The 19,563-nt window shown below is 68.1% G+C and carries 18 protein-coding genes and 1 riboswitch; of the genes, 9 read left to right on the forward strand and 9 right to left on the reverse strand.

From position 1 onward, the window contains the following. Positions 1–44 precede the first annotated feature (44 nt). A complete protein-coding gene (locus LRH25_RS27165; RefSeq protein ID WP_141287986.1) occupies positions 45–1,352 on the reverse strand; it encodes a D-amino acid dehydrogenase in 1,308 nt (435 codons plus the stop codon). Between the two features lie 285 nt (positions 1,353–1,637). Between LRH25_RS27165 and LRH25_RS27170 the strand changes: the two genes are divergently transcribed. Further along, on the forward strand, positions 1,638–1,847 hold the full coding sequence (locus LRH25_RS27170; protein WP_141287987.1) for a hypothetical protein: 210 nt from the start codon (positions 1,638–1,640) through the stop codon (positions 1,845–1,847). A gap of 25 nt (positions 1,848–1,872) precedes the next feature. Here LRH25_RS27170 and LRH25_RS27175 read toward each other — a convergent pair whose 3' ends face one another. Further along, positions 1,873–2,715: a metallophosphoesterase gene (locus LRH25_RS27175; RefSeq protein WP_141287988.1), complete on the reverse strand. Its 843-nt coding sequence runs from the start codon at positions 2,713–2,715 to the stop codon at positions 1,873–1,875. Positions 2,716–2,756: 41 nt separating this feature from the next. Next, positions 2,757–2,944, forward strand: a riboswitch (yybP-ykoY riboswitch). A gap of 24 nt (positions 2,945–2,968) precedes the next feature. On the opposite strand from LRH25_RS27175, the gene LRH25_RS27180 reads away from it, so the two are divergent. After that, a complete protein-coding gene (locus LRH25_RS27180; protein ID WP_141287989.1) occupies positions 2,969–3,541 on the forward strand; it encodes a TMEM165/GDT1 family protein in 573 nt (190 codons plus the stop codon). Positions 3,542–3,592: 51 nt separating this feature from the next. On the opposite strand, the gene LRH25_RS27185 is transcribed toward LRH25_RS27180, so the two are convergent. Then, complete coding sequence (locus tag LRH25_RS27185; RefSeq protein WP_141287990.1) at positions 3,593–5,455, reverse strand: phosphoenolpyruvate carboxykinase (GTP); 1,863 nt, start codon at positions 5,453–5,455, stop codon at positions 3,593–3,595. A 382-nt stretch (positions 5,456–5,837) separates the two neighbouring features. Here LRH25_RS27185 and LRH25_RS27190 point away from each other — a divergent pair, with 382 nt between their 5' ends. From LRH25_RS27190 to LRH25_RS27210, 5 genes are all read left to right on the forward strand, one after another. Next, positions 5,838–6,170 carry a FeoA family protein gene (locus LRH25_RS27190; RefSeq protein WP_231012894.1) on the forward strand — a complete coding sequence of 111 codons (333 nt, stop codon included), beginning with the start codon at positions 5,838–5,840 and terminating at the stop codon, positions 6,168–6,170. Beyond that, positions 6,167–8,083, forward strand: a complete 1,917-nt coding sequence (gene feoB, locus LRH25_RS27195; protein ID WP_141287992.1) for a ferrous iron transport protein B — start codon at positions 6,167–6,169, stop codon at positions 8,081–8,083. The genes LRH25_RS27190 and feoB overlap by 4 nt, the downstream gene beginning before the upstream one ends. 4 nt (positions 8,084–8,087) lie before the next feature. Continuing rightward, positions 8,088–8,336 (forward strand): DUF6587 family protein, encoded by a 249-nt coding sequence (locus tag LRH25_RS27200; protein ID WP_231012895.1) that lies wholly within the window; start codon positions 8,088–8,090, stop codon positions 8,334–8,336. 111 nt (positions 8,337–8,447) lie between these two features. Next, positions 8,448–9,017: an MOSC domain-containing protein gene (locus LRH25_RS27205; protein ID WP_141287317.1), complete on the forward strand. Its 570-nt coding sequence runs from the start codon at positions 8,448–8,450 to the stop codon at positions 9,015–9,017. Positions 9,018–9,246: 229 nt separating this feature from the next. Further along, positions 9,247–12,174 (forward strand): ligand-binding sensor domain-containing diguanylate cyclase, encoded by a 2,928-nt coding sequence (locus LRH25_RS27210; protein WP_231012896.1) that lies wholly within the window; start codon positions 9,247–9,249, stop codon positions 12,172–12,174. Here the strand turns inward: LRH25_RS27210 and LRH25_RS27215 are convergent. Beyond that, complete coding sequence (locus LRH25_RS27215; RefSeq protein WP_141287319.1) at positions 12,156–13,259, reverse strand: alkene reductase; 1,104 nt, start codon at positions 13,257–13,259, stop codon at positions 12,156–12,158. The genes LRH25_RS27210 and LRH25_RS27215 overlap by 19 nt on opposite strands. A 59-nt stretch (positions 13,260–13,318) precedes the next feature. Between LRH25_RS27215 and LRH25_RS27220 the strand changes: the two genes are divergently transcribed. Together LRH25_RS27220 and LRH25_RS27225 are read left to right on the forward strand one after the other, a co-directional pair. Then, a complete protein-coding gene (locus LRH25_RS27220; protein ID WP_141287320.1) occupies positions 13,319–14,206 on the forward strand; it encodes a 23S rRNA (adenine(2030)-N(6))-methyltransferase RlmJ in 888 nt (295 codons plus the stop codon). A gap of 83 nt (positions 14,207–14,289) precedes the next feature. Beyond that, positions 14,290–16,791 (forward strand): S9 family peptidase, encoded by a 2,502-nt coding sequence (locus LRH25_RS27225; RefSeq protein ID WP_141287321.1) that lies wholly within the window; start codon positions 14,290–14,292, stop codon positions 16,789–16,791. A 16-nt stretch (positions 16,792–16,807) separates the two neighbouring features. On the opposite strand, the gene LRH25_RS27230 is transcribed toward LRH25_RS27225, so the two are convergent. The 5 genes from LRH25_RS27230 to LRH25_RS27250 form a co-directional block, all read right to left on the reverse strand. Further along, a complete protein-coding gene (locus LRH25_RS27230) occupies positions 16,808–17,608 on the reverse strand; it encodes a hypothetical protein (RefSeq protein ID WP_141287322.1) in 801 nt (266 codons plus the stop codon). A 202-nt stretch (positions 17,609–17,810) separates the two neighbouring features. Then, positions 17,811–18,170 (reverse strand): hypothetical protein, encoded by a 360-nt coding sequence (locus LRH25_RS27235; RefSeq protein ID WP_141287323.1) that lies wholly within the window; start codon positions 18,168–18,170, stop codon positions 17,811–17,813. Positions 18,171–18,248: 78 nt separating this feature from the next. Next, a complete protein-coding gene (locus LRH25_RS27240) occupies positions 18,249–18,623 on the reverse strand; it encodes a hypothetical protein (RefSeq protein ID WP_141287324.1) in 375 nt (124 codons plus the stop codon). Between the two features lie 2 nt (positions 18,624–18,625). Continuing rightward, positions 18,626–19,009, reverse strand: coding sequence for a roadblock/LC7 domain-containing protein (locus tag LRH25_RS27245; protein WP_170200833.1), 384 nt, complete (start codon positions 19,007–19,009; stop codon positions 18,626–18,628). Then, positions 19,006–19,551 carry a GTP-binding protein gene (locus LRH25_RS27250; RefSeq protein ID WP_141287326.1) on the reverse strand — a complete coding sequence of 182 codons (546 nt, stop codon included), beginning with the start codon at positions 19,549–19,551 and terminating at the stop codon, positions 19,006–19,008. The genes LRH25_RS27245 and LRH25_RS27250 overlap by 4 nt, the downstream gene beginning before the upstream one ends. Positions 19,552–19,563 lie beyond the last annotated feature (12 nt).

Below are 19,563 nucleotides of genomic sequence, written 5' to 3' on the forward strand. Positions count from 1 at the left end.
GGCGGGATTGTGTCACGCCCGCCCGTTACGCTGCAGACGGCGCTTCAGGCGACCTGGACCATGGGCTGGCGCGCGGGCGCGGCCTCGCCGCAGAAGCCGAACTGCAGCTGCGGCTGGCGGCCACACATCAGCTCGGCCAGCGCCCGGCCGGAGCCGGCGCCGTGGGTCCAGCCCAGCGTGCCGTGGCCGGCGTTGAGCCAAAGGTTGCCGATCTTGCTGCGGCCGATGTAGGGGATGTTGGTGGGCGTGCTGGGGCGCAGGCCGGTCCAGAAGTTCGGCTCTGAGGTATCGGCCACGCCCGGGAACAGCTCTTCGTAGCGCTGCACCAGCGAGGCGCAGCGCACCTTGGCGGTGTTGGTGTCCAGCCGGGTGTCGTAGCCGGCCATCTCGGCCGTGCCGGCGATGCGGATGCTGTCGCCCAGGCGCGAGATCGCGATCTTGCGGCCATCGTCCAGCAGGCTCACGGTGCTGGCGGCTTCGGGGCGCTTGAGCTTCATCGTCGCCGAGTAGCCCTTGGCCGGGTAGATGTCCAGGTCCACGCCGATGGGGCGCAGCATGGGCGCGGTGTACGAACCCATCGCGGCCACCAGTTGGTCGACCACCAGCGTGCGGGCCTGGCCGGTCACTTGGTCCTTGATGCGCACGCTGCTGATGGCGTCGCCGCTGCGCTCGAAGCCCAGCACGTCGTGTTGCCAGAGGAACTTCACGCCGCGCTCGGCGCAGCGGCGGGCCAGTTCCTGCGTGAAGACACGGGCGTCGCCGGATTCATCGCTGGCGGTATAGGTGCCGCCGTGGATCTGGCTGCCAAAGGCCGCCAGCGCCGGCTCGACCTTCAGCACTTCCTCGCGGCTCAGCACGCGGCGGTCCACGCCGTACTCGCGCATCAGGCCGGCCGCCTGCGCTCCGGCCTCGAAGTCGGCCTGCGACGAGAAGAAATGCATGATGCCGCGCTCGAGACGGTTGTATTCGATGCCCGTCTCGTTGACCAAGGCCTTCAGCGATTCATGGCTGTAGGCGCCCAGCGCAACCAGTTGCTGCACGTTGCGTGCAAATGCGGCATCGGTGCACTGGGTCAGGAACTTGGCGCCCCAGCGCCACTGGTACGGATCCATGCGCGGGCGGAACAGCAGCGGCGCATCGTCGCGCAGCAGCCATTTGGCGACCTTCAGCGGCGCGCCGGCATTGGCCCAGGGTTCGCAGAAGCAGACGGAGATCTGCGCGCCATTGGCGAAGCTGGTTTCCAGCGCCGCGTCGGGCTGGCGGTCCACCACCGTGACTTCATGGCCTTCGGCTGCCAGGTACCAGGCGGTGCTGATGCCGATGATGCCGGCGCCGAGAACAATGACCTTCATGCCGCAGCCTCGCAAAAGATGCGGGCCGCGTCTTGCGGCCCATTGGGCGAATTGTCAACGGCGGCGCCCAAATCGAAAAGGTGGATTACTGAAATTCGACATTCATAAGAATCATGAATGTCCCAACCCGGTGCACGGGCGCCGTCCTCTGCAGAAGGTGCAAAGCGTGTGCCGAGGTGGGCCAAGATAAAGCCCTGAATAGCGTGTGGTTCTTGGCGTCATTCAACTTATCTCCGGGTGTGACGCGGCCGAAACTTTCCTTAACACTTTTGAGGAGAGGTCCACATGAATTCCCGGCCCAACAGCCTGCTTCGCCGCCTGATCGGTCTGCCTGCAGGTTCCGCCAGCCACCAACAAGACCCGGCCGACATGGGCACGGCCATTGGCATGGAATACACGCTGGACCAGCCGCCGCTGCCGCATCACACCGAGCCTGGTGGCGCCCGTGGACAAACGCCGTCCCGCGGCTGGTTTGCCCGCCGCCACAACAACTGAGCGCGCGGAGCGCCCACATCGGGACTCAGTCCGGCAGCTCGATCAGCAGCCCGGGCCGGTAAGCCGCCTGCTCGCCCTTGTTCGCATAGCCCAGCGGGTTGGCGACGACACGGCAGGCCCAGGGCAGCCCTTCGGTGCTGCTGCCCTGCACCGTGTAGTCGTTGAAACAATGCAGGTGGCCATGCATCCAGACCTGGGCCTGGGGCAGCAGGTCGTCCATCGCATTGCAGAACCCTGCGGTGCCGGGGTTCACGCCATAGCGTGGGTCCGCGCTGCGCAGCGATGGCGCGAAATGCGTCACCACCACCGTGTTGCCGTCGAACGGCTGGGTCAGCTGCTCGCGCAACCAGGCTTGGCTGGCGAGTGACAGCGCGCGCACGGCTTCGGCCAGCATTGGCTGGCCATCCTGCAGGCTGGTGTTCTTGCGCAGGTAGAAATTCGCTGCGCGGAAAGCTTTTTCGCGCAGCCGCAATTGTTCGGTGACGCTGGCGTCGGCCGGCGCGAGCGCATCGAAGTCGCTCCACAAGGTGCTGCCGATGAAGCGCACGCGCCCTCGCACCAGCACCTCGCCTTCCAGCCAGCCGATGCCCAGCTGCTCGCACAGGCTGCGCAGCCTGTCGTAGGTCGCCCGGTATTCGAGGTGGTCGAACTCGTGGTTGCCCGGCAGGAACATCACCTCGGGCCAAGCCGCGCCGGCGCCCTTGGGCGAGAAGCGCGCGAGGCCGAAATCGTCGCCCTTCAGACGCGAGCCGGCCTGGTAGGAGCCGATGTCGCCGGCCAGCACCAGCAGGTCGGCGCCGGGCAACGGCACGGGCACAAAACCTGGATCACGCTCCAGGTGCAAGTCGGACATCAGTTGGATCTTCATGGCGGGTGCAGTCTATCCAGGCTCGCTGGCTATACTGGCGGCTACTCGTCATTGGGGAGTAGCCGCCCTGTACCCACAGGGGTCCGCGTCAACACACTTGGCCCTCACGGCCATGGCGCGCACAGCAACCACCAAGCGCCGCTGGTCCTCAGCGCCGCTGGGCCTGGCAAGACCTTTGACTGCATCGCCTCCGGTTGGGCCGGGGTTGCGCGTGCAGTCCTGGTTTCTTGGTACCGGCCCCGGAGTTGTTCAGATGGAAGCTTTCCTCGTGTCCACCGGCGTCGTCGCGCTGGGTGAAATGGGCGACAAGACGCAGTTGCTGGCCGTTTTGCTGGCCGCGCGGTTCCGCAAGCCCTGGCCCATCATTGCCGGCGTGCTGGTCGCCACGCTGATCAACCATGCCTTTGCCGGCGCCATCGGTGGCGCAGTCGCTGCGTTGCTGGGGCCGGACCTGTTGCGCTGGGTGATTGGCGGCTCCTTCCTGGCCATGGCCGCCTGGATGATGGTGCCGGACAAGCTGGACGACGCCCCAGCGGGCAACAGCAGCCGCTTTGGCGTGTTCGGCACCACGGTGATCGCGTTTTTCATTGCCGAGATGGGCGACAAGACGCAGATCGCCACGGTGGCGTTGGCCGCCCGCTATGCCGACCTGTTCGCGGTGGTCGCAGGCACCACGCTGGGCATGATGCTGGCCAATGTGCCCGCGGTCTTCCTGGGCGACCAGATCGCCCGCAAGGTCTCGATGACGCTGGTGCACGGCATTGCCGCCGCGGTGTTCGCGGTGCTGGGCCTGCTGACGCTGTTCAACGTCGGCCACCTGTTCTGAGCATCAAAAAAGCGCCCCGCGGGGCGCTGCTGGTGGTGAGCTGACTGCGCCTCAAGCGCCCAGCGCCTTCTCCAGCTTGGCCTTGGTGGCGCTCAGTTTGGCCGGCAGGTGGTAGGCCAGCTGACTGAAAAGCTCGTCGTGCAACTTCAGCTCGGCGGTCCAGGCGGCCGGGTCGGCGCTGATGATGCTGGTGAACTGTTCGCGGCTGAAGTCCAGGCCTTCCCAGCTCAGGTCTTCGTAGCGCGGGCTCAGGCCGAAGAAATGTTCGGTCGCCTGCGCCTGGCCTTCCAGGCGCTCGACCATCCACTTCAGCACGCGCATGTTGTCGCCGTAGCCCGGCCAGACGAACTTGCCATCCGCGCCCTTGCGGAACCAGTTGACGCAGAAGATCGCCGGCAGCGTCGCACCTTCGGCCTGCAGCTTGGCGCCCAGGTCCAGCCAGTGCTGGAAGTAGTCGCTCATGTTGTAGCCGGTGAACGGCAGCATCGCGAACGGGTCGCGCCGCACCACGCCTTGCTGGCCGGCTGCCGCGGCGGTGGTTTCCGAGCCCATGGTCGCGGCCATGTAGACACCTTCGGTCCAGTCGCGTGCCTCGGTCACCAAGGGCACGGTGGTGGAGCGACGGCCGCCGAAGATGAACGCGTCGATGGCCACGCCGGCGGCGTCGTCCCAGGCCGGGTCCAGCGCCGGGTTGTTGGTGGCGGGAACGGTGAAGCGGGCGTTCGGGTGCGCGGCCTTGGCGCCCGTTTCCTTGCCAATCTGCGGCGTCCAGTCCTTGCCCTGCCAGTCGATGGCGTGCGCGGGCGCCGGGCCCATGCCTTCCCACCAGACGTCGCCGTCGTCGGTCAGCGCCACGTTCGTGAAGATCACGTCGCGGTCCAGGCTGTGCATGCAGTTCGGGTTGGTTTCGAAATTGGTGCCCGGGGCCACGCCGAAGTAGCCGGCCTCGGGGTTGATCGCGTAGAGCTTGCCGTCGGCGCGCGGCTTGATCCAGGCGATGTCGTCGCCGATGGTGGTGACCTTCCAGTCGCCCAGCGCGGCCGGCGGGATCAGCATCGCGAAGTTGGTCTTGCCGCAGGCGCTGGGGAAGGCAGCGGCCACGTGGTACTTCTTGCCGGCCGGACTCGTGACACCCAGGATCAGCATGTGCTCGGCCAGCCAGCCTTCGTCACGGCCCATGGTCGAGGCGATGCGCAGCGCGAAGCACTTCTTGCCCAGCAGCGCGTTGCCGCCGTAGCCGGAGCCGTAGGACCAGATCTCGCGCGTCTCGGGATAGTGCACGATGTACTTGGTCTTGTTGCAGGGCCATGAGACGTCCGCCTCGCCGGCCTGCAGTGGCGCACCCACGGTGTGCACGCAGGGCACGAAGTCGCCTTCCACGCCCAGCAGCTCGACCGCTGCGCGGCCCATGCGGGTCATCACGCGCATGTTGACCGCCACGTACGGCGAGTCCGACAGTTCGACGCCGATGTGGGCGATCGGCGAGCCCAGCGGGCCCATCGAAAACGGCACGACATACATCGTGCGGCCCTTCATGCTGCCCTTGAACAGCGGCTGCTCACCGGTCTGCAGCAGCGCGCGCATCTCGGCGGGCGCCATCCAGTTGTTGGTCGGGCCGGCGTCTTCCTTGCGCTGGGCGCAGATGAAGGTGCGGTCTTCGACCCGCGCCACATCGGAAGGATCGGAGCAGGCCAGGTAGCTGCCGGGGCGCTTGACGGGGTTCAGCTGCTTGAAGGTGCCGGCAGCCACCAGTTGCTGGCAGAGGCGGTCGTACTCCTGCTGGGAGCCATCACACCAGTAGATGTCGCTGGGCTCGGTGAGCGCGGCGACCTCGGCCACCCAGGCCAGCAGGCGGGCGTTCTTCACATAGGCGGGCGCGTTCAAACGCACACCTTCCTCGACGGGGCGGTTCATGGCAAGGCTCCAATCATCAAAGTCAAAAGACGGGATTGGGCGAACCTCGCCGATGTCACCGGAGCGGCGGCCAAACGGCCTGCCGGCACATGCGGGGCTCGCCCAATGCCGCGAGCGAGCGGGTGCCTGACGGCGGCGACAGTGCTGCAGCGGTTACATCGCAATTCCAGAAATGTCGCCCAGCCGCAGCCTGGTCCCATGGGTAGGCATCCGTCGCTTCAATGTAACTTCGAGGTAATCGTGCGCCAAGCGTGACCGATCCGTCATGCAAATCCGGCATGGACTGATGCCTGAGGCCGCAGCGGGATGGGCGACGGGGAAAAGCCGAGCAAAACCCGTGGATGCAGCGCCGGGAGTGCAAATGAGACATACTCTCATTTGTATGCGAAGCCGCGCCGGCATCCCGCCGCACGCTCACCCGCCGATCCTTCCCATCTGCTCCATGCTGTTGTCCGAACTCCCCACCGGTGCGCTCGCGCACGTGGCGCAGCTGCAAACGCGCAGCGCTGATCTCGATGAAGCCGCGCTGCAGCGTCTGGCCGAACTGGGCTTCCTGCCGGGCGAGCCGGTGCAAGTGGTGCAGCGTGGGCCGGGTGGGCGCGAGCCGCTGGCGGTGATGGTCGGCGATGCGCTGTTCGCGCTGCGGCTGGCCGAAGCCGTCTGCATCGAGGTGGCCCTGGATGGCGCGGCAAAGCTGGCCGAGGGGCAGGCATGAGCGCGGCAAACGCAGCGACCTTGGGCGAGCTCGGTGACCGCGCACCCAGCGTCGCGCTGGTCGGCAACCCGAACTGCGGCAAGACCGCGCTGTTCAACCTGCTGACCGGCGCGCGCCAGAAGGTCGCCAACTACGCCGGCGTCACCGTCGAGCGCAAGGTCGGCACGGCCCGCCTGGCCAGCGGCCGCACGGTCTCGGTGATCGACCTGCCGGGCGTCTACAGCCTGCGGCCAGTCACGCTGGACGAGCAGGTCACGCTGGAGGTCATCGAAGGCCGGCGTGCCGGGGAAGACGTGCCGGACCTGATCGTCGCGGTGGTCGACGCGACCAACCTGCGCATGAACCTGCGCCTGGTGCTGGAGCTGCGCGAGCTGGGCCGGCCGATGGTCGTGGCGCTGAACATGGCAGACGTGGCCCGCGCGCGCGGCCTGGCGATCGACAGCAAGATCCTCGCGGCCGAACTTGGCTGCCCGGTGGTCGAGACCGTGGCCGTGAAAAACGACGGCCACACCGGACTTCTGCAGCAGTTCGGCGAGGCCATTGGCCGCCTGCCAGCCGCTCCGGCCGCCGTCACCGAACACGGCCATGCCGCGCGGCCGGCGGTCGGCCTGAACGAAGTCATCGTGCTGCAGCGCGAGGTCACCCGCATCCTGGCACTGGCCGCCCCACAACCCATGCGCAAGCCGCGGCTGGACGCCCGGCTGGACGCGCTGGTGATGCATCCGTGGATCGGCCCGCTGATCCTTGCCGCGCTGCTGTTCATCATCTTCCAGGCCGTGTTCTCGTGGGCCAACTGGCCGATGGACCTGATCAAGGACAGCATGGCTGCATTGGGCGAGTGGACCAGCGCCCACATGCCCGATGGCCCGCTGCGCAGCCTGCTGGTCGACGGCGTGATCGCCGGCGTCGGCGGCGTGATCGTCTTCCTGCCGCAGATCCTGATCCTGTTCTTCTTCATCCTGATCCTGGAAGACTCCGGCTACCTGCCGCGCGCCGCCTTCCTGCTCGACAAGTTGATGGGCAAGGTTGGGCTGTCGGGCCGCGCCTTCATCCCACTGCTGTCCAGCTTCGCCTGCGCCATCCCGGGCGTGATGGCCACGCGCACCATCGCCAACTGGCGCGACCGGCTGGCCACCATCATGGTCGCGCCGCTGATGACCTGCTCGGCGCGGCTGCCGGTCTACGCGCTGCTGATCGGCGCCTTCGTGCCGGACCGCGCCGTCGGCCCGTTCAACCTGCGCGGCCTGACGCTGTTTGCGCTGTACCTGGCCGGCGTGCTGTCCGCCTGCGCGGTGGCCTGGGTCTTCAAGCGTGTGTGGCACAAGAGCCGCTACCAGCCGCTGATGCTGGAACTGCCGCCGTACCGCGTGCCCAGCCTGCGCAGCCTGGCGATGGGGCTGTGGGAGCGCGCGCACATCTTCATGCGCCGCGTCGGCACCATCATCTTCTCGCTGACGGTGCTGCTGTGGTTCCTCTCCAGCTACCCGGCTGCACCGGAAGGCGCCACCGGCGCGCCCATCCAGTACAGCTTCGCCGGCCAGCTCGGCAAGCTGCTGGAACACGTGTTCGCGCCCATCGGCTTCAACTGGCAGATCTCGATCGCGCTGGTGCCCGGCATGGCGGCGCGCGAGGTCGTGGTCGGCGCGCTGGGCACGGTGTATTCGCTGTCCGCGGCAGACGACCAGGTTGCCGAAAGCCTGGCCCCGGTGATTGCACAAGACTGGTCGCTGGCCACCGCTTACGCGCTGCTGGCCTGGTTCATCTTCGCGCCGCAGTGCATTTCCACGCTGGCCGCCGTGCGGCGCGAGACCAACAGCTGGCGCTATCCGTTCTGGATGGCGACCTACCTCTTCGCGCTGGCCTACGCGGCAGCGTTCGTGACCTATCACGTGACCCTTTGGCTGGGAGGCTGACGCCATGCTGATGCAGAACCTGATCGTCCTTTCACTGGTGGCCGGCAGCCTGGCCTATGCGCTGTGGACGCTGATGCCGGCAGCGCTGCGACAGGGCTTGGCGCGCAAGCTGCTGCCGCTGGCGCCGAACCAGGCCTGGCTGCAGAAAGCCGCACGCCAGGCCGGTGGCTGCGGCGGCGGGGACGGCGGCTGCAGCGCCTGCGGCGACGGCGGCACGCCCAAGGTCCAGACCATCAAGATCCACCGCAGGTAAATGGGCACCCGCCCCCGCGAGTACGTGGGGTCACCCGCCGGGCGGGTAGGCGGGGCCGCTTGGGGCGGCCCGGCGCTGGCCCCGCTCCCCATCCCCGGCGAAAATGGCGCCATGAAGATCCTCAGCGTCAACGTGGCCCGCGCCCAGCGGGTGCAGATCAACGGCCGCGAGGTCATGACCGCCATTGGCAAGCGCCCTTGCAGCGGCCCTGTGATGATCCATCCGCTGGGGCTGGAAGGCGATGAGCAGGCGGACCCCACGGTGCACGGCGGCATTCAAAAGGCCGTCTACGCCTACCCCAGCGAACACCTGCCGTTCTGGCGCACCGTGCGCGCCCAGGCCCGCGCCGGCGCCTGGGACGAAGACGTGCCGCCCGGCCTCGTCGGCGAGAACCTCACGCTGCAAGGCGTGACGGAACGTGAGCTGTGGATCGGCGACCGCCTGTGCCTGCCCAGCGGCGCGGTGCTGGTCGTCAGCGAACCCCGCCGACCCTGCTTCAAGTTCAATGCCGCGATGGGCTTCAACCAGGCCTCGAAGCTGATGGTGCAGTCCGGCTACTGCGGCAGCTACCTGGCGGTGCTGGTGCCGGGCGAGGTGCAGGCGGGCGATGAGTTCACGCTGGAACCCGGCGCCCGCGAGCTCGGTCTGACCGAGTGGTTCCGCGCCAAGATGGCCCGCTGACCCGTTGGGGCCCCTTGCCAGTGCCCAATGCCCGGGTGAATGGCGGGTCGCAGGCCCGTTTCTTCGCGTTTGTTGCCGTGATGCGCGGCGCTACGCTCCCGGTGGGATGACACGATCTTCCATGAGGGGCAGCAGGCCCGGCCACAGTCTGAAATTGTTGAGCGCACTGACCCGCTGGCCGCTGGCGTGGCGGTGCCTGTGCGCAGTGCTCGCCAGTTGGCTGGCGGGGATGGCAGGGCCCGCAGCCATGGCGCAGGCCCTGCCGCTGCAGTACATGCAGTCGGCGTCCGGCCTGGACAATCTCGTGGTCACCGCCCTGGCACAAGACGACAAAGGCCGACTCTGGATCGGCACCGAGAACGGTCTGTACCTGCATGACGGTTCGCGCATTGCGCGCGCCGACCCTGAAGCGCTGCCACTGGCAGATCGGCAGATCACAAAGCTCATGCCGGCAACCAGGGGCGGGCTCTGGGTGGGCACCGCGGAGGCCCTGTGGCTGCGCCAGGACGGGCGGTTCACCGAGGTCACGGATCAAGGCCGGCCGCTGCCAGTCGGCCTGGGGCAGACATTGGCGCTCACCGCCACGGGCGACCTGCTGGTGCTCTCCAGGGGGCGGGTCAAGCTGGTGCGGGCTGCAATGGTTGCCAGCGCAGCCACCACGCCAGCGCCCGTGAGTCTTCAAGCCGAACCTGCGCTGCCATCCGAGGTGGAAGCCGAGCTGACGAACCTGGGGCTGCAGTCCATCCTGATGGGCCGCGAAGGCACCTTGTGGATGGGTTGTGGCGAGGCCCTGTGCCAATGGCAGCAGGGCCGGCTGGCGCAATGGAAGGCGAAGCAGGGTCTGCCGCCGACGCTCTGGTCCAGCCTGCTGCAGGCGCGCGACGGCAGCATCTGGGCACGCTCGCGCGCCCGCATCATGCGGCTGCCGCCGGGCGGGCAGCATTTCGAAGCCCTCACGCCTGCGGAACTGAGCCTGGGCACCGTGCATCCGCAAATGCCCATGGCGGAAGACGGCCTTGGCCGCATCCTGACCTTGGAAGACGGCGGCCTGCTGCGCTGGGATGGCAGCCGCTGGGAGCGCTTTGGCCGCAGCAACGGCCTGGAAGTCGCCGGCGGCGTGCACGCCATCCTGGTCGACCGCGACCGTGAGGTCTGGCTCGGCACGGCCGGTCGCGGCCTGGCGCGCTGGTCAGGCTACGACCACTGGTCGAACTGGACCATGGGCCAGGGCCTGCCAGACGCAGAAGTCTGGCGCTTCATGCGCGACAGCAGCGGCCGATTCTGGTTGGGCACAGGCTCAGGCCTTGCACAGACCTCAGGGGGCGCAGGGACCGGGGTCCGTCTGCAGATGCATCCGATCGCCGGCACCGCCCACCAGGTTGGCAGCGTGGTGGAAGACGAGCAGCACCAGCTGTGGATGGCGACGTTCAAGGGCGAGGTGCTGCGGCGCGACGAACGCAGCGGCCAATGGCGCCGCGTCGTGGCGGGCCTGCCGGTGATCTACCAGTTGCTGCCTCGCCCGGATGGCACGCTGTGGGCGGCCACCCACGGCGGCCTGTACGAGATTCGGCGCGACCACGCAGGCCAGGCGGTGGCCCGGCGGATCGAGGCTGAACGCTCAGTGCTGGGGGGAGATGCCGCCATTTCCAACATGTGTCACGACGAAGCGGGCCGCCTCTGGCTGGCGACCAGCGCAGGCCTGTTGCTGCAACTGCCCGGCCAAGGCTTCACAAGGCCCCGGGTGCACGGCCTGCCCAGCGAAGCCACGGCCGTCTGGCCCCTGGCCTGCGGAAGGCACCAGCGCGTGTACTTCGCCACCCGTGACGGCGGCCTGTGGCGCATGGCGCCGGATGCCACAGGCGACTGGTACGCGGAGCGCGTGCGTGCCCAGGCGCTGGGTAGGCGCAACATCCAGAGCCTGCTGGAGGATCGCCGTGGCTGGCTGTGGGTGGCCACCGATGGGGGCTTGCTGGTCACCGACGGCGAACGCTGGCGCCGCTTCGATCCATCCGAGGGGCTGGTCTGGGGGGATTGCAACCAGAACGCACTCTATGAAGACCAGGACGGTGACATCTGGGTGGGCACCAGCCAGGGTGCCAGCAGGATTTCGCAACCCGAGGAGTTGCTGGCTCCGGCCAATCTGGCGCTTCACATCGCCAGCGTCCGGCGCGCCCAGGAAACGCCAGACCCTGCCCTGCCCTGGCAGGCGAACTGGTCGGAGCTGCCACTGGCGATCCACTGGCGGGTGCCCGTCTTTGCCAACCGGGAAGGCTTGCGCGTGTGGTACCGGTTGCGTGGGCAAAGCGACGAGTGGGCGGTCACCTCGAACCAGGAGGTGAGCTTTGCGGCCCTTCCCGAAGGCGAATACAGCTTCGAGGCCTGGGCAGAAAACCTGGACCTGGGCCAGCGCTCGGCCACGGTCAGCTTTTCATTTCAGATCCTGCCACCCTGGTGGCGCAGCCAGTGGGCTCGCCTGGGCTATGCGGCTTTGATGGCATGCCTGGTCATGGCGGCGCACCGATGGCGCGTGCGCCGCCTGATGCACCGGCAGACCGAGCTGGAGCGGCTGGTGCGCGAACGAACGCAGGCGCTGGAGGCCTCCCATGAGCAGATGCGTCAACAGGCACTCACCGACGGACTGACCGGCGCGCTCAACCGGCGAGCCATCATGGCCACGGCCGAGCGGGAACTGGCCAGGGCCAGGCGAAGCGGGCCGCCGGTGATGCTGGTGCTGCTTGACATCGACCACTTCAAGCGCGTGAACGACCGCCATGGCCACCCAGCAGGCGATGCCGTGCTGCAAGCCGTCGTGACCTGCCTGCAGGCCGACATCCGGGAGTACGACGCCCTGGGCCGCTACGGCGGCGAAGAGTTCCTGCTGGTGCTGCCCGGCCTGTCCTGTGCCACTGCGGCCGGCCGGCAGCGCGTCGAGCACTTGTGCTGCCTGGTGGCGCAGCACCCGTTCGCGCTGGAGGACGGCACGCAACTGACCGTGACTTGCAGCATGGGCGCGGTCGACAGCACGCAGGCAGAGGGCTCTGCCGAGCTCAAGCCTTTGATCGACCTGGCCGACCAAGCCCTCTACCGTGCCAAGCAGCAAGGGCGCAATCGTGTGGTGTTCGTGAGCGCCGCGGAAGCTCAGCCCAGGCTCGGATAGTCCGTGTAGCCCTCCGGCCCGCTGCCGCCATAAAGGCGCTTCATGTCCGGCACGGCCAGTTCGGCGTTCTTTTCGAGGCGGTACGTCAGGTCCGGGTTGGCAATCGCAGGCTTGCCGAAGGCGATCAGGTCGGCCTTGCCGGTTTCGATGGCATCCATGGCCATTGCGCGGTCGTAGCCGTTGTTGACCATCCAGGCGCCGGGGAAGAGTTTCTTCAGCGCCGGGAAGTCGAAGGTGATGCCCTCGTCGCTGAGGTCGCGCGGACCGCCGGTGGCGCCTTCGACCACGTGCACGTAGGCCAGGCCGAGCCTGGCCAGGCCCTTGACGACGTATTCGAACAGCGCCTGCGGATTGCTGTCCTGGCCGATGTCGTTGGCCGGGGTGATGGGCGACAGGCGGATGCCGGTGCGGCCAGCGCCGATTTCTTCGACGATGACGGTGGCCACTTCCAGCGTCAGCCGGGCGCGGTTTTCCATCGAGCCGCCGTAGGCATCGGTCCGGTCGTTGCAGCTGTCGCGCAGGAACTGTTCGAGCAGGTAGCCGTTGGCGGCGTGGATCTCGACGCCATCGAAGCCGGCCTCGATCGCGTTGCGAGCGGCCTTGCGGTAGTCCTCGATCGTCTCGGCGATCTCGGGCAGCGTCAGCGCACGCGGGGCGGACACCGGTGCGAAACCTTCGGCAGTGTAGGTCTTGGTGTTGGCCGCCTTCTCGGTCGACGAGACCGGCTGCGCGCCCTCGGGCAGCAGCGAGGTGTGCGAGATGCGGCCCACGTGCCAGAGCTGGATCACGATCTTGCCGCCTTCGGCGTGCACCGCGTCCGTCACCTTCTTCCAGCCTGCCACCTGCTCGGGGCTGTAGATGCCCGGCGTGTCCAGGTAGCCCTGGCCCATCGGGCTGATCTGGCTGGCCTCGGTGATGATCAGGCCCATGCCGGTGGCCGGCTTGGCGCGCTGGCGGTAGTACTCGACCATCAGGTCATTGGGCACGCGGCCGGCGCTGGCGCGGTTGCGGGTCAGCGGCGCCATCACGACGCGGTTTTCCAGTGCGATCTGGCCGACTTGAAGAGGGGAGAAGAGGTTGCTCATGCCGCAAGCCTAGTCGGCCCGGTACAGTCCGGTGTTGACCTGAGAGAAAGACCCCCGAGATGCTGGCCTATCGACACGCCTTCCATGCAGGCAACCACGCCGATGTGCTAAAGCACCTGGTGCTGGTCCAGGTGTTGCGCTACATGGCGGAAAAAGACAAGCCTTACCGTTATGTCGACACCCACGCCGGCGCTGGCGGCTACCTGCTCAAAGGCCAGCAGGCGCAGAAGACGGCAGAGTACCGCGAGGGCATCAACCGCCTGTGGAGCCGGCCCGACCTGCCGCCGCTGGTGGCCGACTACGTGCGGCTGGTGCAGGAGTTCAACCTGCAGCCCGGCGAGGATGGCGTGCAGCCGGTGCTGGAAAAAGGCATGACGCCGCCGCTGGCGCTCTACCCCGGCTCGCCGTCCATCGCCCGCCAGCTGCTGCGCCGCACCGACCAGATGCGCATGTTCGAGCTGCATCCGACCGACGCGCGCACGCTGGCCGCCCACTTCGGCGGCAACAAGCATGTGCAGATCTTCAACGAGGACGGCTTTGCCGGCCTCAAGGGCCAGGTGCCGCCGAACCCGCGCCGCGGCCTGGTGCTGATGGACCCTTCCTACGAGCTGGTGGGCGACTACGGCAAGGTCATTGCCGCGCTGCGCGAGGCGGTGGTGCGCTTTGCCGAAGGCGTCTACATGGTCTGGTATCCGCAGGTCAGCCGGGTCGAATCGGCGCAGCTGCCCAAGCGGCTGATGGCGCTGTCGCCCAAGGGCTGGCTGCATGTGCGGCTGACGGTGAGCCAGCCAGGGGAGCGCGGCTTCGGCCTGACCGGCTCGGGCATGTTCATCATCAACCCGCCGTGGACGCTGCACGCTCAGCTCAAGGAAGTGATGCCTTTCCTGGTCGAGACGCTGGCCCAGTTCGACGGCGCGAGCTACGTGATCGAAGAACAGCCGGCGTGAGCGCCAAGCCCAAGAATCCCCTGTGGCCACGTTCAACCGACGTGGCCACTTTTCCATCCGCATCCCACAAGGAGCTTGTGTTCGTGTCTGTTTCGCTTGCCCGTCTCCTGGCGGCCGCGCTGAGCGTGGCCGTGCTGCCCGCTGCGCTGGCTGCATCCGCTGCGCCCTCCGGCTACAGCCAGCCGCCGAAGAACATCCTCGACGTGCTGCACGCCCCGTCGCCGCCGGTGCCCTTCGTGAGCCCGACGCGCCAGGCCATGCTGCTGGTTTCGTGGACCGAGTACCCGGCGATGTCGCGCGTGGCCACGCCCTTCCTGAAGCTGGCCGGCGCACGGGTCGAGATCGCCAACCACAGCAAGCACGACACCCCCGGCGGCTACGGCATCGCGCCCTGCGCGCAGGCCATCAGCCTCGTTCGCCTGCCCGATGGCGCGAGTACGCCGCTGGCGCTGCCCGTTGGCGCATGTCCCGGCGAGCCGGTGTGGGCGGCCGACGGCCAGCACTTTGCGTTTGCCAACACCACGCATGACGCGGTGGAGCTGTGGGTGGGCAATGCCGCCACCGGCGCGCTGCGCCGCATGCCCGGCGTGCGCCTGAACCCGATGCTGGACAACGGCCTGCAGTGGCTGCCGGACCAGAAGACGCTGCTGGTACCGACCGTGCCGGCCGGCTTGGGCGCGCCGCCGCCCGAACCCGTGGTACCCAGCGGCCCGAGCATCCAGCAGACCACCGGCGCACAGGGCGAGAGCAGCACCTACGAAAACCGCGACACGCTGAACAGCCCGCACGATGAGGACTTGTTCGACTACTACGCCAGCTCGCAGGTCACGCTGGTCAACACCGCCAGCGGCAGCGTCGTGCTGGTCGGCAAGCCGGCCAACCACGAATCGCTGGACGCCGCGCCCGACGGCCGGCATGTGCTGGTGACGCGCATCCACAAGCCGTATTCCTACGTGACGACCCACGAGCGCTTCCCGCGCGAGGTCGAGGTCTGGGACATCGCCAACCCGGCCAAGGTCGGCATCGCCAAGATCGCCTCCATCCCGCTGACCGACCGGGTGCCGGTGGCCGGCGTGCCAGTCGGCCCGCGCGAGTTCTCGTGGCGCCAGACCGAGCCGGCCACGCTGGTCTGGGCCGAGGCGCTGGACGGCGGCGACTGGAAGGTCGACGCGCCGCAGCGCGACAAGGTGATGCTGCTGAAAGCGCCGTTCACCGCCGCGCCGACCGAGGTCGTGCGGCTGGCGCAGCGCTACGTGGGCGTGCTGTGGGGCGAACGGGCCGACACCGCGGTGATCGACGAGTTCGACGAGAACCGCCACTGGCGGCGCGGCCTGCGGGTCAACTTCGACCAGGCCAAGCCTGAGGCCAAGGTGGTGTGGGACCTCTCCAGCGACGAGAAATACGCCAACCCCGGCCGCCCGGTGTTCCGCCGGCTGGCCAGTGGCGCGCTGGTGATGCGCCAGGACGGCGATGCGATCTTCCTGTCCGGCCTGGGCTCGTCACCCGACGGCGACCGGCCCTTCCTCGACAGGCTGGACCTGAACACGCTGCAGAGCCAGCGCCTGTTCCGCAGCGACAAGACCGCCTTCGAGCGCTTCCTGGCCTTCACCGGCCCGGACAACACGCACTTCCTGACCTGGCATCAGACGCCGGCCAGCCCGCCCAACGCCTTGCTGCGCACGCTGGGCGCGACTGTGGACGCGGCCACGGGCGAAGCGAAGTTCGCCACCAGCGCCGCCGCCATCACCCACCTGCCGGACCCGACGCCCGAGGTGCGGGCAATCCAGAAGCGGCTCGTGAAGTACAAGCGCGCCGACGGGCTGGACCTGTCGTTCACGCTCTACACGCCGCCCGGCTACGTCGAAGGCACGCGCGTGCCGACCATCCTCTACGCCTACCCGCTGGACTATGCCGACCCGGCCAAGGCTGGCCAGGTGACAGGCTCGCAGGCCACCTTCACGCGGCTGCGCCAGTACCGGCTGCTGCTGCTGGCCGGCTACGCGATCATCGACAACGCCTCGTTCCCCATCGTCGGCGACCCCAAGCGCGCGTACGACAGCTACATGGACCAGCTGGTGGCCGATGCCAAGGCCGCGGTCGACGAAGCCGTGCGCCTGGGCGTGGCCGACCCCGAACGCGTGGGCGTGACCGGCCACAGCCACGGCGCGCTGATGACGGTGAACCTGCTGGCGCACTCGGACCTGTTCCGCGCCGGCGTGGCCACCAGCGGCTCGTACAACAAGACCCTGACGCCGTTCGGCTTCCAGAGCGAACGCCGCTCGGTGTGGGACGCGCCGGACGTGTACATGAAGGTCTCGCCGTTCTTCTATGCCGACAAGCTCAAGACCCCGGTGCTGATCGTGCACGGCGCGGACGATGCCAACCCCGGCACCACACCGCTGCAGGCCAGCAAGCTCTACGAGGCCTTGCGCGGCAACGGCGGCACCGCCAGGCTGGTGATGCTGCCGCACGAGCCGCACTGGTACGCGGCAATGGAGTCGAACGAGCAGCTGATCGCCGAAATGGTCAGCTGGTTCGACCAGTACGTGAAGAACGCGCCGCCACACAAGCTGGCGGCGAAGTGAAGGACTGAAGGCCGGGTCAGTTGAGGCGCAGCATCGAGCGCAGCTGGCCCACCAGCCCGGGCGCAGCGGGCGCGCTGGCCGGCCGCGCGGGCGTTTCCTCGTCGAAACCGGACGGCAACTCGGATGGCAGCTCGGACGGCAGTTCCGACGGGAACTGCGTGTCCAGGATGCCTTCGGAGGCCATGTCCTCCAGGAAGGCCGAGCACTCGTCTTCGGCCACATTGCTCAGGCGGGACAGCTCGAACACGCTGAGGCTGCGCGTGGTCAGCAGGCTGGCCAACCGGGGCAGGTAGCGGTGCGTGGCCAGGCTGGTGGCACTGGGCCAGCGGTTGAGCCGGAAGATCACCGCGGCATCGGTCGGATCCGACGCCAAGGACCGCATCGCAGCGGTGGCAGGCAAGGGCCTGGGTTCTGGCTGCGGCTCGGGCCGCGGCAACGGTTGGGTCAGGCTGGCATCGGCGATCAAATGGCCCGGGTCGGCCACCACGTCGGCGAACCCGGCGTCTTCCTGCCGCTCGATGCCCACCAGCAGCGCCAGCACCTGGTCCAGCTGCAGCGGGCGGGCCAGCGCATAGCGGCTGCCGGCCGGCACGCCGGCCTGCATCTCGCCCAGCCAGACGATGGTGACCGGCATCGCCAGCACCGGCAGCGGCTCGCCCAGCGGCTGCAGCAACAGGTCGGCCTCGCCCAGCGTGCCGAGCGACCATGCGTCGCGTGTGCTGTGCAGCGAGAAACTCAGGAAGATCTGCAGGGCCGAGAGGTCCACCTCGGTCAATCCGTGGCAGGCCACGACCCTGGTTCGGCGATTCGCGTTCATGCGCCCTCTTGTTGGGGGACGCTCATGCCGCGCGGGGCCTTGCCCCTTGCCCGGCTGGGCGTCAATTTGCAGATGATGATGGCAGACAGCATGCAAACGCCGCGTCCCATGGATGTGTCAGTTGTCATCAATGGAAAGGGTAAAACACGCCACGGGCGCGGCGGGTGTGACGTATTCACGTAGGCCAGCACCCGCGGCCGGGTCAGAACACCAGGTTCTTGTCCACGTCCTGCAGCTTGCGGCGGGCCAGCGCCAGGTTGGAGCGGGCCTTGTCCAGCACGAAGTAGATGAACACGCCTTCCTTGCGGGCCGAGGGGCGGATCAGGTGGTACTGCTTGCCCAGCGTGATCAGGATGTCCTCGATCACGTCGTTCAGGCCCAGCTGTCGCATGGCCTTCATCTTCGCGCGCACCACCTCGGTATTGGCCGCCGCGGCGATTTCCAGGTCCAGGCCGCTGCCGGCCGAGCCCAGCATCATGCCGCTGTCGGTGTCGACGACGGCCGCGCACAGCGCGCCGTCGACGGCGAGGAGTTCATCCAGGGATTGTTTGATCGAGGCCATGGCAGTACTACCTTTCGGAGGTGAAAAATGCCCTCGGCACCCGCCGCTGGCACAGGGAAGAACCGACGCGCTGCCGCGTCAGATCAGGTCTTCGATCTCGAGCGCGAGCTTGCGCACGCGCCGCTGCCAGCCGCGCCAGTCCACCGCCTGGTGCTCGGCGCGGCAGACCATCAGCAGCTCGGTTTCATGCCGGCAGGGCAGCACCGCGAGCACGCCATGCTGGTGGTACATCACCGCCGCGCCCAGCTCGCCCAGCACCTCGAAGTGCCCACGCTGGCGGCCATAGAGCCGCCAGTAGTCGATGGCGGCCTCCCACAGGGTTTCGTCACCCGCGGACTCGGGGCCGCAGCGGTGCCAGACCAGGCCGCTGGTGGCATCGACCAGCGCACAGGCGACCACGCCTTCGGTGCTGTCCAGCATGCGCTGCAGGTGTTCGGCAATCCGGTGGGGCATCTTCAGAGTTCCAGCTCGCGGGCGGCCGCGTTGACCACGTGCATCGCCATGCCCAGCAAGGCCTGGCGCGTGGTCATTACATTGATGACCACGGCCGTGCCGCGGTACTGCGCGGAGCGCACCAGCAAAAAGCCGCGGCTGGCGTCCACGACCACGCACTGCGGCTCGCCAAGGTCCGAGGTCTGGCTGACCACCTGGCTGATGGCGGCGATGGCGCTGGTCATTGCGGCAAGCTGCGGCGTGTCGCGCGGCTCGCCTGCGCTGGCCAGCGCAAAGCCGTCGGCCGTGGCCAGCAGCACCGCGCGGGCGCCGTCGATGCGGGCCAGCAACTCGTCAGCCACCGTCTGGGCGCGCAGGCGCAGGGTCTCGTCCACTTCGGGGTTCATGATTGCGTGTCCTGCCATTGGCGGGCTTCCAGCTGCGCCAGCGCGGTGTCGACGAGCAGCAGCACGTCTTCGCGCTGCCGCACGTCCACCGCCAGCAGCGGAAAGACCCAGCCCAGTTGTTCGAGTTCATCGGCCAGCGCGTCCAGCGAGGGCTCGGGATGGGTGTCCAGCCGGCCCACGCCGATCACGCAAGGCGTGTCGCGCAGCAGTTCGCCAAAAGCCTGCAGGTACAGCCGCAGGTCGGCCCGCGGGTCGGCGCGCGAGTTGTCCAGCAGCAGCACCAGGCCCATCGCGTTGCGCGCCAGGATGCGCCACATGAAGGCAAAGCGCTCCTGCCCCGGCGTGCCGAACAGGCGCACCCGTTCGTCGCCAGCCAGCTTCACCTCGCCGTAGTCCATGCCGACGGTGGTGTGCGTCTTGGCCAGGCTGGCGTCGGAGTTGCGCACGTCGGTGACGATGGGCGGAATGTCGCTCAAGGCGGCGATGGCGGTGGTCTTGCCGGCGCCGGGCGGGCCGGTGAAGACGAGCTTGGGTTCTGTCATCTGGTGGCCTTG

Origin of the sequence: Ideonella azotifigens, assembly GCF_021043325.1 — a bacterium.
Classification (GTDB): domain Bacteria; phylum Pseudomonadota; class Gammaproteobacteria; order Burkholderiales; family Burkholderiaceae_C; genus Ideonella; species Ideonella azotifigens.